At 41.7% G+C, this 13,032-nt stretch carries 12 protein-coding genes and 1 pseudogene; 7 read left to right on the top strand and 6 right to left on the bottom strand.

Features of this window, described 5'->3' with window-relative positions:
* Positions 1–16 precede the first annotated feature (16 nt).
* From K1T76_RS13050 to dapA, 4 genes are all read right to left on the bottom strand, one after another.
* Entirely contained in the window at positions 17–229 is a 213-nt protein-coding gene (locus tag K1T76_RS13050) for a cold-shock protein (protein ID WP_004974113.1), read from the bottom strand.
* Positions 230–588: 359 nt separating this feature from the next.
* A complete protein-coding gene (gene purC / locus K1T76_RS13045; RefSeq protein ID WP_004974116.1) occupies positions 589–1,308 on the bottom strand; it encodes a phosphoribosylaminoimidazolesuccinocarboxamide synthase in 720 nt (239 codons plus the stop codon).
* 36 nt (positions 1,309–1,344) lie between these two features.
* A complete protein-coding gene (locus tag K1T76_RS13040) occupies positions 1,345–1,944 on the bottom strand; it encodes a hypothetical protein (protein WP_026438344.1) in 600 nt (199 codons plus the stop codon).
* A gap of 14 nt (positions 1,945–1,958) precedes the next feature.
* Positions 1,959–2,858, bottom strand: coding sequence for a 4-hydroxy-tetrahydrodipicolinate synthase (gene dapA, locus K1T76_RS13035; RefSeq protein ID WP_230245567.1), 900 nt, complete (start codon positions 2,856–2,858; stop codon positions 1,959–1,961).
* 734 nt (positions 2,859–3,592) lie between these two features.
* Here dapA and K1T76_RS13030 point away from each other — a divergent pair.
* The 3 genes and pseudogenes from K1T76_RS13030 to ppk1 form a co-directional block, all read left to right on the top strand.
* Positions 3,593–3,994 carry a hypothetical protein gene (locus K1T76_RS13030; protein ID WP_230245566.1) on the top strand — a complete coding sequence of 134 codons (402 nt, stop codon included), beginning with the start codon at positions 3,593–3,595 and terminating at the stop codon, positions 3,992–3,994.
* 47 nt (positions 3,995–4,041) lie between these two features.
* Positions 4,042–4,668 carry a bifunctional nicotinamidase/pyrazinamidase gene (pncA, locus tag K1T76_RS13025; RefSeq protein WP_230245565.1) on the top strand — a complete coding sequence of 209 codons (627 nt, stop codon included), beginning with the start codon at positions 4,042–4,044 and terminating at the stop codon, positions 4,666–4,668.
* 229 nt (positions 4,669–4,897) lie between these two features.
* Positions 4,898–6,964 (top strand): annotated as a pseudogene (gene ppk1 / locus K1T76_RS13020) (polyphosphate kinase 1); the annotation flags it as partial.
* Positions 6,965–7,073: 109 nt separating this feature from the next.
* Here ppk1 and K1T76_RS13015 read toward each other — a convergent pair.
* Positions 7,074–8,333 carry a hypothetical protein gene (locus K1T76_RS13015; protein WP_180111479.1) on the bottom strand — a complete coding sequence of 420 codons (1,260 nt, stop codon included), beginning with the start codon at positions 8,331–8,333 and terminating at the stop codon, positions 7,074–7,076.
* A gap of 78 nt (positions 8,334–8,411) precedes the next feature.
* On the opposite strand from K1T76_RS13015, the gene serB reads away from it, so the two are divergent.
* The 3 genes from serB (at position 8,412) to K1T76_RS13000 (ending at position 11,054) form a co-directional block, all read left to right on the top strand.
* The gene (gene serB, locus K1T76_RS13010; protein WP_180111477.1) at positions 8,412–9,632 is read left to right on the top strand and encodes a phosphoserine phosphatase SerB; all 1,221 of its coding nucleotides are present in this window, start codon (positions 8,412–8,414) and stop codon (positions 9,630–9,632) included.
* Between the two features lie 403 nt (positions 9,633–10,035).
* On the top strand, positions 10,036–10,371 hold the full coding sequence (aciT, locus tag K1T76_RS13005) for a ciprofloxacin tolerance protein AciT (protein ID WP_019838067.1): 336 nt from the start codon (positions 10,036–10,038) through the stop codon (positions 10,369–10,371).
* A 203-nt stretch (positions 10,372–10,574) separates the two neighbouring features.
* On the top strand, positions 10,575–11,054 hold the full coding sequence (locus K1T76_RS13000) for an SCP2 sterol-binding domain-containing protein (RefSeq protein ID WP_019838068.1): 480 nt from the start codon (positions 10,575–10,577) through the stop codon (positions 11,052–11,054).
* A 60-nt stretch (positions 11,055–11,114) separates the two neighbouring features.
* Here the strand turns inward: K1T76_RS13000 and dtd are convergent, their stop codons facing one another.
* On the bottom strand, positions 11,115–11,555 hold the full coding sequence (gene dtd / locus K1T76_RS12995) for a D-aminoacyl-tRNA deacylase (RefSeq protein ID WP_019838069.1): 441 nt from the start codon (positions 11,553–11,555) through the stop codon (positions 11,115–11,117).
* A 232-nt stretch (positions 11,556–11,787) separates the two neighbouring features.
* Between dtd and pncB the strand changes: the two genes are divergently transcribed.
* Positions 11,788–12,993, top strand: coding sequence for a nicotinate phosphoribosyltransferase (gene pncB / locus K1T76_RS12990; RefSeq protein ID WP_019838070.1), 1,206 nt, complete (start codon positions 11,788–11,790; stop codon positions 12,991–12,993).
* The last annotated feature ends 39 nt before the right edge of the window (positions 12,994–13,032 follow it).

Below are 13,032 nucleotides of genomic sequence, written 5' to 3'. Positions count from 1 at the left end.
TGCTGCATTCAAAGGTTTAAAGCGGTTTGATGTTTACAGCATTCGGGCCTTTTTGACCTTGCGCAATGCTGAATTCAACTTGCTGACCTTCGTGTAAAGTCTTGAAGCCTGAGTGTGCGATTTCGCTGAAATGCGCAAACACATCTGGACCAGATTCTGGTTGAATAAAACCAAAACCTTTAGTTTCGTTAAACCACTTTACCGTGCCTTTCATTGTCGGATTTGACATAGGGAAATATCCTGCTGAATTTTAATATGTTGCAATCTAAAAAAGATTTGGAATAACTGGGAAAAAGATGCGACTTAAAATCTGAACAAACGAAGGATTACAAAATAAAACTACGGACTTAGACGATTAAAACGAACTTCATATTTTTCTAGTATGACAACAAGCATACACGGAATTGCAGAATACACAATTTAAATTCAGATAAATTTAAAAATAGGCAGACAGACTGGGCATTGTGGATGGGGCGATTTTTTCAAAGATTTGGTTTGTAAACCCTGTTTGGTCTACAGCAAAATACAAAAAACCGAGCAATGTTGCTCGGTTTTGGGAATTCAGCTTTTAAAATTGAAAAGCTTGAATTAGATATTGTCTAAGTCGATGCCTAAACGTGCAGCAACTTCTTCATAAGCTTCAACCACACCGCCTAAACCTTGACGGAAACGGTCTTTGTCGAGTTTTTTCTTGGTGTCTTTGTCCCATAAACGGCAACCGTCTGGAGAGAACTCATCACCCAACACAATACGGTCGTGGAATACACCAAACTCAAGTTTGAAGTCGACCAAAATCATGTTACCTGCATCAAACAATGCTTTTAATACATCGTTGACTTGGTAAGTTAATTCTTTCATTTTTGCCAATTGTTCAGCATTGGCCCAACCTAAAGCAATCGCTTGAGATTCGTTTACCATTGGGTCGCCAAGAGCGTCATCTTTAAAGAACAATTCAAATGTAGGTGGGGTCAGTTCTTTACCTTCTTCTACACCTAAACGACGGCAGAGTGAACCTGCAGCGTAGTTACGAATAACGCACTCTACAGGAATCATGTCTAACTTTTTCACCAATACTTCGTTTGGTGTAAGTAGTTTTTCAAAGTGAGTTTCGATACCCGCTTCAGCCAATTTTTCCATGATAAAGGCGTTAAAACGGTTGTTCACCTTACCTTTACGATCTAGTTGTTCGATTTTTTCGCCATTGAACGCAGAGGCATCATCACGAAAGACTAAAATCAGGTGGTCTGCACTGTCTGTGGTATAAACAGATTTTGCTTTACCAGTATAGAGCAAGGTTTGTTTTAACATGAGGGAACCTTTTTCAAAAAAAAATGCCTAGTACGGCTAGGCTGGCCAATTTTGGTAAATCTGGGCCAACAGATCTGCAGCTTTTTCTTGATCTGCAAAGCTGTTATCGGCATTGAATACAGCTAGGTTGTTGCTCGAACCGACAGAGGTCAATCTTAAGACATAAATCTGTTGATCGACCTTAATGGTTGCCTCGTAACGGTTCTTACTTTGACCAACAATGCTGTAATTCAGACTGCTGAGGGTGGCAAGTGTGTATTGCCAAATTGTAGCAGAATTTCCATCAATTTTGAGCAACGGATTTTGGTTTCCGTCAACTACGGGTTGAGGACGTCCAATTTGCGTACTGTCTTGAACTGTGTTGCTGCTGGCTTGCATGGCTTCAGGACGTGGCATCGCAAAACGGTTGCCACGTGCATTTTCAAGCTTAGGTGCATTTGCCGTTGCTAAAGGGTCAACGCTTGGTGCAGGATACAACGGTGTTGCAGGTCGAACCACAGAACCTTCTGGATATTGAAGTGGTGCTAAAGTAGCGGCGTCTTTATAGTCCAAGGAACCATTATTGATGGCAAGAGAACTACAACCAGCCAAACTCAATACTGAAAGTGCGGCGATAAAACCAAAACGTAATTGCATCATACTAAGCTCTTTTATTGAATGACACCCGCAGCCTGAAGGGCTTCGCGTAACGGTGCACGATATTGTTCTGCAAGCGGAGTTAATGGTAGGCGAATTCCTGTACCAATTAATCCCATTTCATGAAGTGCCCATTTCACAGGAATTGGGTTCGATTCACAAAATAGAATATTGTGTAAATTTGCAATCGTACTGTTTTGTTGCTCTGCAGCTACAGCATCACCTGCAATCGCAGCCGCGCAAACTTGGCTCATGGCTTTTGGTGCAACATTGGCAGTTACAGAAATATTGCCTTTCGCACCATGTAGCATCAATTGATATGCCGTAGCGTCATCACCTGAGTACACCACCATGTTTTTGCCTGCCAAGCCAGCCAGTAATTGCTCACCACGTGGCACATCGCCCGTTGCATCTTTTACACCCACAATATTGTGGATGTCAGCGAGACGGATAACCGTTTCATTGGACATATCTACACCAGTACGACCTGGTACATTATATAAAATGATAGGTAAATCAACTGCTTCTGCAATTGCTTTATAGTGCTCGTATAAACCTTGCTGAGTTGGCTTATTATAATAAGGCGTTACCAATAAGGCTGCATCTGCGCCTAGGTGTTGCGCTTCTTTGGTGAGTTCGATGGCTTCATGCGTTGAGTTTGCACCAGTACCAGCAATGACAGGAATACGCTTATTTGCGACGCGAATAATTTCTGCGATTACTTTGGTGTGCTCTTCCATGCTTAAGGTCGATGCTTCACCTGTTGTACCCACAGCAACAATACTGTTGGTTCCTTGTTCTATGTGCCACTCAACCAGCTTCTCGAGACCTTTCCAATCTACGCTGCCATCTTCTAACATTGGGGTGACAATTGCGACAATTGAGCCTTGAATGGTCTGTGCTTGCTGAGTCATTTTTTAAAAAGATCCTATTTTTCCATCCACAGAGGTGTAGAAAAGTAGATGTGGATGGTTGCAGTATTTTGATTTTGGGCATAATTCAATCAAATTGATTAAATAATGCTTAGCCAAATTATGACTGATTCAGTGTGTCAGAACAATATGCTTTCGTCAAAGCAATCATAAACTTTGTTTAATTTAGTATTTTAGGATCAGTTGCTTGTTCTTTAAAATGAAAATAATGATTATCTCTTTAGTGCCCAAATTTTTACCCGTATAGCGCAACGGTCACCAGTGATTTATTAGCCTTAAGTGGGAATACTACGATACTGAACAGCAGATTTTTTATATAACTAAGGCTCAATTCAGACCTTTTAGCGCTTATATCTGAGAATTTTATTGGGAATATTTTGTTTTTTTAAATGATAGAAACGCAGCTGAATGATTGTTTTTGGCTATATTTTGCTACGTCATTTATTTAGATGGTTTATTGTCATTTATTGTGATTCCCTTGATGATGTGGTTATTGCTACGTCGTATTGCAACTGTTTAAAAGAATGAGAACAGTTGAAAGACCAATAGCCTGAATATGCAGGCTATTTTTTTTGTATGTTGATCGCTGATTTTTTTGCAAAAACTATTGAATGAAATGTGACAAGTACTGTCGCACAGCTGGCTATTCTACTGGGTGGCAATAACGCAAGCAGGGTATAATAAGACCTAAAAAACAGTAAAGATAAGAGCGTTATTTGAAGCAGAAAAAATTAATCGCAGAATTTCAGTTGAATCAACAGCAGTTTTCGCTGTATCTGATTGAATATGAATTTATTTTAGAATTGAAACGCTATTTTCGGGTAACACGGATTTCTCCAAAACAAAATGCATGGCTGGCATTTGCCGATCAAGCCACTTATGAAGATGTCAACGCAGGTATTGATGCCTTTCAGGTGATGCGTTTAACTCGACAGCATTTGGTCAATTATTTAACTCGGCATCCACTGCCTTATTTTTATTTTCATGCTGCGACTGCACGCAAAGCCAAAATCTATCCACGTTTTGTAAGGCAATTATTGTTACAGCTACCGAACTATCAACATTGTGCTGAACACAATTCTTTTTATTTTTATCAAAGTGAAACCACTCAGACTTAAATTTCAGCTATGCTGAAGGTCGCATTTAGGATGAGAAAGGAAACAGCATGCAGCAGCTGAATAGCGCCTTGATTGTGGTCGATGTGCAAAATGGTTTTTGTCCAGGAGGTAATTTGGCGGTTGCAGATGCCGATCAAATTATTCCCTGCATTAATGCGCTTGGGCGTGTGTTTCAAAACATTGTGATCACCCAAGACTGGCATCCTGCAACGCATGTGTCCTTTGCTGCTAATCATGCAGGCAAACAGGACTATGAACAGATTCAACTCAGTTATGGCGAGCAAGTGTTGTGGCCTGTGCATTGTGTACAGGGCACACTCGATGCCGAATTACACCCAGACCTAGATTTGCCTACAGCGCAATTGATTATTCGCAAAGGTTTCCACGAGCAAATAGATAGCTATTCTGCCTTTATGGAAGCAGACCGTAAAACCACCACAGGTTTGGCGGCTTATTTAAAAGTCCGTGAAATTGATACGGTTTATATTGTGGGCATAGCTACCGACTTTTGTGTGGCTTGGACAGCGATAGATGCCTGTGAGATGGGTTTTAGCACCTATGTCATTGAAGATGCCACCAAAGCGATTGATTTAAATGGCTCTTTAGAACAAGCATGGCAACAGATGATGGCACATGGGGTACAGCGAGTGCAGAGTCAGCACTTACTTGGCTAAAATTAGATAATAGACTAATTGTGAAAAGGAAGGGTTATACCTTCCTTTTTTGCTATTAAATTAAATTGAATTTAGAATAAAGTAAATAAAAATCATGTTTTTATATTAACCTTATCCTAGCGAAATATTCTGCAATTAAGTGTGGCTGTAACATGATTGTCATAATCTCTACCTACCATGCCTTGCACAGAGGCGAAATAAGCAGACTGTCTTAAAACAGCATAGAGAAGATATGGAACACTTTCAGCATTCATCTGATACTTATTTTAACCGTGAACTCTCTTTAATTGAGTTTAACCGTCGGGTTTTGGCGCAGGCTTTAGACCCGGAGTTACCTATTTTAGAGCGACTCAACTTTCTAATTATTTTTTCACGCAATTTAGATGAGTTTTTTGAAATTCGTGTTGCAGGTTTGATGAAGCAACTTGATTTGAATGCCACTACCCGCACCCCAGATGCCATTCCGACTGAACAGGTCTTGGCAGAACTCTCTGATAAAGTGCATCAGGCGGTGAAGCAGCAATATGACACGTTAAACTATGCCATTTTGCCGCAGTTGCAAAGTTTAGGGATTCACTTTATTCAATATCATGACATTTTGGATAAACATAAAGCGTGGATTGCCGATTATTTTGCGCGTCAGGTACAGCCTGTTTTGACGCCAATCAGCCTTGACCCATCGCATCCATTTCCACGTTTGGTCAATAAAAGTCTGAATTTTATTGTCAGCTTACAAGGCAAAGATGCCTTTGGCCGTGAAATTGAAATGGCGATTGTACCTGCGCCACGCTCCTTGCCACGTTTAATCAATTTGCCAAAAGAAGTGGCAGGCAGTGCAACAGAACACATTTTCCTGACTGCGATTATTCAGCAACATATCAATGATCTGTTCCCAGGCATGAAAGCCACAGGTTGCTATGCGTTTCGGGTGACCCGCAATGCCGACCTGATTTTGGCCGAAGATGTTGATGATTTGGCAGTCGCCTTAAAAGATGAATTATCTTCACGTCGTTTTGGGCGTGCAGTACGTTTAGAAATTGAAGATGATTGCCCGCAAGATATTATTGATTATTTGCTCAGCGAGTTTGATTTAGATGAACAGCAGCTATATCGGATTAGCGGTCCGATTAATCTGTCGCGTCTGACCAGTAGTTTTGACCGACCTGAATTGAAATATCCCCCTTTTGCACCTGTGATTCCTAAAATATTTCGAAAGCAAAAGCCGATGTTTGAGATTTTGAAAAAGCAGGATGTGTTACTGCATCATCCATTTGACTCTTTTCAGCCCGTGATTAATTTACTCAAAGAAGCGGCTAAAGACCCAAATGTGTTGGCGATTAAGCAAACGCTGTATCGCAGTGGCCCAGATTCTGAAATTGTGCAGGTACTTGCAGAGGCCGCGCGTAATGGCAAAGAGGTCACTGCCGTGATTGAGCTACGCGCACGTTTTGATGAAGAATCTAACATTATGGTTGCTAATGTCTTACAAGAGGCAGGTGCTGTGGTGGTGTATGGCATTGTGGGTTATAAAACCCACGCCAAAATGATTTTGATTGTGCGTCGTGAGCAAGAGCAGTTGGTGCGCTATGTGCATTTGGGCACAGGCAACTATCACGCAGGCAATGCGCGGATGTACACTGACTACGGTTTAATGACCACACATCCTGATATTTGTGAAGATGTGCATCGGGTGTTTCAGGAGCTCACAGGTATGGGCAGATCGGCAAAATTAAAAAACTTGCTGCATGCACCATTTACCTTACACAGTGAATTACTCAAACTGATTGAACAAGAAATCGGGTTTGCACAAGCAGGCAAAGCTGCCCGAATTATCATTAAAGTCAATGCATTGACTGAGCCTGAGTTAATTACGGCTTTGTACCGTGCTTCGCAGGCAGGGGTACAGGTCGATTTAATTATCCGCTCGATTTGTTGTTTGATTCCAAAAGTGAAAGCGATGTCTGAGCGTATTCATGTCCGTTCGATTGTGGGACGCTTTTTGGAACATACCCGCGTGTATTATTTTGAGCATGGTGGTGCGAAAAAATTGTATTGTGCCAGCGCAGACTGGATGGGACGCAACTTATTTTCACGTGTGGAAACCTGCTTCCCTATTTTGGATGAGAAAATTAAACAGCGTATTGTGAAAGATGGCTTGCTGAGTTATTTGCATGACAATCAAAATGCGTGGGAGCTACAAGCCAATGGTGAATGGCAGAAAGCTGCTGTGGTGGGGCAGGCTGCCGTACACAATGCGCAAATGTATTTGGTCGAGCAAAAGCAGCTGAATGTGTAAATTTGGCTGTAGTGAATGGATGTGATCTCGCATCTACGAATATGAAAAAAACCTGAGTATGTGCGCATACTCAGGTTTTTATGTTTTTCAAAGCATCTTATGGATTATTTTAAGAGGCTTTTGAATGTTTGCCTTTTAGAATTTCAGTGCGCAGGCTTTGCGCCAACTCAGCCGATTGGCTGTCCATACCATTGACCATAAAGGCGTGGCGCATCAGCACATTGGTCGGATTTGGCATACTCACCAATTCATAATGCGCAGACAGTTCATCTAGCAATTCTTTTGGTAGATGCACTGCATTTTCACGGGCAGATAATTGATGCACCAAACGCTCTGCCGCCTGCACCGCAGATAACTGCATGGCTTCGACGGCGGTAGATAAACCACTGCGAGTTTGCAACACAAAACGTTTTTCTTCGCGGTAACGTTTATACAGCACTTCAGACAATAACTGGAACACCGTGCCAATCATTGCCATACAGGCTGCTGCATTTGGCGTATTGGCTGCAATACTGAGTGTTGCACCATCTTCATTGAATGGCTGTACCGTTTGAATATCGGAGCGGTTTAACTTGTAGTATTGTACGCACAGTTCAATGCTTTTGTTCAGGAAAATCTGACATAAGCTAAAATAAGGCACAGACACACTTTGCGTGACCGTGTCTAATAATTGTTTCGGGTCATAAAACTGAATATTCAGCGCAATGTTGTTCTGATCTTGGCTTTGCTCAATGGCTTTTTTTGCTTTAGGCGAAATCACAGGTTTAGGTTGTTGCTGTGCCTGCGCAAGTGCCAAAGCAGTCTGATGTTTTTCTTGCTCAAGGGCTTGCGTCAATAATTGTAATTCGTGTTTGAGGCGGGATTCATTATTAATGCGTGCCAAATATTCACTACGGCTGGGACGGGCAATCGCGCGATAAGCCAACCATAACAAGGCATGAACCAGTAATGATAAAAGTGTGGCTAGCCATTGGGTACGCAGAATTTCACCAATACTTGGCTGAATTAAGGTAATTTCAATAGTGCCGACTTTCTTTTCATTGATGATGGCGTCGCGGACAAAGACTTCACCTACACGGGTACGTGACTGTCCACCTGTCGCCAAGACCTGATTTTTTGCATCTAAAATACGAATAGAAGCAATGCTTGGATTGGTGGCATAACGATTCACCAATAATGCTAGTGATACTGTATTAGGAGGTTCCAGCTCAGAAAGGCTGTCTGTGACCAGTTGGCTGGTCATTAACTGCCCCTGATTGGCGCGGTTTTCATTTAATTGGTGTGTTGTTGCAAGCACCAATAAAAAGGTGTGAAAAGCAAAACTTACAATCAATAGGCTAGCAAATAGCCCTTGTCTAGGCGCATTCAAGGTAAAACTTCCAAGGCATTTATATTCAATTTAGATTATGATTCTCACAATAGTTGTAGCTCAGACCCGAGTCAATTCATGCGAGAAATCATTCTTATATCATTTTTAGGACCTGACCAACCTAATCAGTTTACTCGATTAATGCAGGTATTGTCCGCTCATTCCTTACAAATCTTAGATGTTGGCCAAGCTGTTATTCATAATCAACTGACTTTAGGTATTGTTGTTGCATCAGAAGACCAGACTGCAACGGCTTTAGCCATGAAGGAGATTCTGATTTTAGCACATGATATTGGCTTAACTGTGCGTTTTAAACCAATCTCTGCAACTGAATATGAGCAATGGGTCAAAGAAGGTGGTCGTACTCGCTATATCGTGACTGCACTGGCGCCAGAGCTGAATGCCTCACATTTACAGGCGGTCACGCATATTGTATCTAGCCAAGGTTTTAACATTGAAACTGTGACCCGTTTGTCGGGTCGTCCGCAGCTTAATGCAGCCGAAGATGAACCTAAACGTGCCTGTATTCAGTTTGGATTAAGTGGGCAAATGCTAGATGCAGTGGCTATGCGTGCTGCGTGTTTAAGCCTCTCGAATGAACTGAGTGTGGATGTCGCGGTACAAGAAGACAATGCCTACCGTCGTAACCGCCGTTTGGTGTGTTTTGACATGGACTCAACGCTCATTGAGCAAGAAGTGATTGATGAGTTGGCGATTGAGGCAGGTGTGGGCGATCAGGTGGCGGAAATTACCGAACGTGCCATGCAGGGTGAACTGGATTTTCAGCAAAGTTTCCGTGCGCGCGTGGCATTGCTCAAAGGTTTAGATGCTGCTGTGTTGCCTAAAATTGCCGAACGTCTGACCGTGACCGAAGGTGCTGAACGCCTGATTTCAACCCTGAAATCTTTGGGTTATCGCACCGCTATTTTGTCGGGCGGTTTCCAATATTTCGCAGAATATCTGCAGGAAAAATTGGGGATTGATGAGGTGCATGCTAACATTCTAGATGTAGAAAATGGCATGGTTACAGGCGAAGTAAAAGGTCACATTGTGGATGGTGCGCGTAAGGCATTATTGCTACGTGAACTGGCAGACAAAATGGGGATTTCTTTGGAACAAGCCATTGCGGTGGGTGATGGTGCGAACGACTTACCAATGCTTTCTATTGCAGGTTTAGGTGTGGCATTCCGTGCTAAACCGTTGGTACGTCAAAACGCCAATCAAGCCATTTCAAGCGTGGGCTTAGATGGTGTGCTGTACTTATTGGGCGTGCATGACAAAGACTTGAACCGTGCCTAATATGACAATTCAATGAAAAAAACGCAGCAGTCATGCTGCGTTTTTTGTTTGTATAATCAGCAGATAACGATGAACGGTAAACAAAAACTGTCGATAAAAACCGCAACAGCATTGAATGAAAAAAATATTTTTTAAGGCAAAAAAATAAGGTGTTTTTTTGTAATGACACGCGAATAAAGAGCTAGCTTAGCTTACCGAAAACTACAAAATTTAAAAAATGTAATGACAATATAATATTGCGACAAGGTGTGTCGCTTTATGAAAATACAAGTCTTTTTTTATCGAAAAAACGCAGCATAATGCATGCATAGAATTTAAATCGACATCCATTATTTATTTAAACGGTATTTGAAGTCGCAGACCAATTTAAAAAATGAGGCTGCATCTTTAGACGGAGGTTTTTATGGTAACAGCGAATTTAGCGACCATTGTTGGCTTAAGCCTCGTCGCAGCTGCGTTGATTGCTGTTTTCTTTTCGCCTTATCGTCGCTGGTTAAACTTTATGTTGGCAGGTATGGTTTTTTGGGGCTTGTTAGAAGTGGTACGCTACAGTGTACAACGTGTGTTTGAGCTGCCAATTACCTATAGTTATCTGTCTGCAATTTGCTTGGCGATGGCATTGGTAACTTTATTATTATTACGAGAAGATCGACGCGCAGAACGTGCTTTGGCAAAACGCCGCTATATTGAACATACCCCAGTGTATGAAGATGATCAGCAGCAATGCTCAAGCCGTTAATTAAAATAGATCCTTGATTTAAAAAAGATGCAACAGGTTTGCATCTTTTTTAGTTTATAAACACGGCTAACTCACCCATAAAGTGTGCGACAAAAGTTTAACATCCAGCTTAAGATTGTTATACAAAGCCTTGCGGTAAAAAGCAGGAGTTGTGATAGGATGATGCGATCAACTCTCCAACAATTACAATAGGCTTCACAGTCATGAAACTTTCTGCAATTCCTGTGGTCAAACTTCCTTTAGTTGATGTCAGTACCGATCCACTTGACCTTTTAGTGGCAGGTTTGGCATTACGCATGAAACAGCTGGCACGTACCAGTCCAAAATTTATTGAGCTAGTGCATGAGCGTCAGTTCCGCATTCAGATTGGCACTGATTTAGGTCTGGCGCGTCAAATTATTGTCAACAATGGACATATTGATACTGTGGCAGGCGATGCAGAAAAAGCTGACTTTATTTTGCAGTTTGCAGACAGCGAGCAAGGCGTAAAAACCTTAATGAAAGGCGATCCAACTGCGTTTATGACCGGCATGCAAAACGGCAGCATTAAAATGGAAGGTGATTTTGGCTTATTGGTGTGGTTTAACCAAGTAGCGAAATTGATTCCACCGAAACTGCCAAAACCTGTAAAAGAAAAAATTAAAATGGCACGCCAGTTTATTCAACAAAAAACGGGCAAATAAGTTATTTAGCCATCAAAAAACCTCTGATCAATTTTTGACAGAGGTTTTTTTTTATGTGATTTACTCGACTTCCAAACAAAAAGTCACAGGCCCATCGTTTACCAGATGCACTTTCATATCGGCAGCGAAAATACCAGTTTCCACCTTGTCAAACTGACTTTTGGCATAGTCTACCAATTGTTCATACAGTGCTTTGGCATCGTTAGGTGGCATCGCAGGGCCAAAATCAGGGCGCAGGCCTTTTTGGGTTTGTGCCATGAGGGTAAATTGTGAAACCAATAGCACACTGCCGTTGGCCTGACTGACATTCCAACCCATTTTGCCTTGTTCATCATCAAAAAAACGATATTTCAAAATTTTATCAATCAGCTTTTTACCTTTCTCAAAATTATCGTCTTTGCCTAAGCCCAAAAACACCAAAATACCCTGTTGAATCTCGCCAGTGATTTCACCATCGACCAAGACTTTGGCTTCAAGAACTCGTTGTAATAATGCACGCATGGGGGACTAACTTTCTCAGTGTGGGGATGGCTGCAGATTGTACCAAACTCAGGCACTTTGGCGTGCATTAACATCAGTCAGGTAAGCTCCAGACGGTCGCTGCTCGTAAAGAGGTAAAACACCACGATATAGCTAAACTTAAGCAAAGCTCTAACAAGATTGTCGATAAAAGCCCTTTTTTGCTGAATAAAGTATGCTTTAATGCAAGAAGTACCGCGAAATGATGATCCCTATGAGCCCCATTATTCAATCTCTGCTCGATACTGATTTATATAAATTCACCATGTTACAGGTGGTGCTGCATAAATTTCCACAAACGCACAGTGTGTATCAATTCCGCTGCCGTAACCTTGAAGATACTGCGTATCCACTGAGCGATATTTTAGCTGAGTTGAACGCACAGCTTGACCATTTGTGTCAGTTGAAATTTAAAGAAGATGAATTGCAGTATTTGCGTAATTTACGCTTTATTAAAAGTGACTTTGTCGATTATTTAGAATTATTTCAGCTCAAGCGTCGTTTTATTCAAGCCAGTATTGATGCGCAAGGTCGTTTGGATATTCGGATAGAAGGTCCGATGGTACAGGCCATGATGTTCGAGATTTTTGTCTTGGCAATTGTCAATGAGCTCTATTTCCAGCGCATTCGCAATGATGAGGTCTGGGCAGAAGGTGAACGTCGTTTACAGCAAAAAATTGCCCTGATTCAAAGTTACCAACAGCAACAACAAGCCGAAGATCCACCATTTTTGGTTTCAGATTTTGGTACACGCCGCCGTTATAGTTTTGCATGGCAAAAACACGTGATTACGGCCCTTCATCAAGCTGTACCTGAGGTGTTCCGTGGTACCAGTAATGTATTTCTGGCTAAAGAATTAGGCATTACCCCAATTGGGACAATGGCACATGAGTTTTTACAGGCTTTTCAGGCGCTAGATGTGCGTTTACGTGACTTCCAAAAAGCCGCACTAGAAACTTGGGTGCAGGAATATCGGGGGGATTTAGGTATTGCCTTGACTGATGTGGTTGGAATGGATGCTTTCCTGCGTGACTTTGATTTATATTTTGCCAAGTTGTTTGATGGCTTACGACATGACAGTGGCGATCCGTATGTATGGGGCGATAAAGCTTATGCCCATTATAAAAAGCTGAAAATTGACAGTAAAACTAAAATGCTGACCTTCAGTGATGGCTTAAATGTCGAAAAAGCGTGGGCTTTACATCAGTATTTTAAAGACCGTTTTCAGGTTAGTTTTGGGATTGGTACCAACTTAACCAATGATATGGGGCAAACTGCGCTGAATATTGTGTTGAAATTGGTGGAATGTAATGGGCAGTCGGTGGCAAAATTGTCTGATAGTCCGGGTAAAACCATGACCGATAATGACACTTTCCTTGCATATTTACGCCAAGTTTTTGAAGTGCAAACACCTGTTTAAAAATTTAGCTCATTCAAGAAACCGAAGAAAATCTTCGGT

Origin of the sequence: Acinetobacter sp. PW68 (assembly GCF_020982655.1) — a bacterium.
GTDB lineage: Bacteria > Pseudomonadota > Gammaproteobacteria > Pseudomonadales > Moraxellaceae > Acinetobacter > Acinetobacter towneri_A.
Note: the sequence above shows the minus strand (reverse complement) of the source record. Positions and strands in the feature narration are given on the sequence as shown.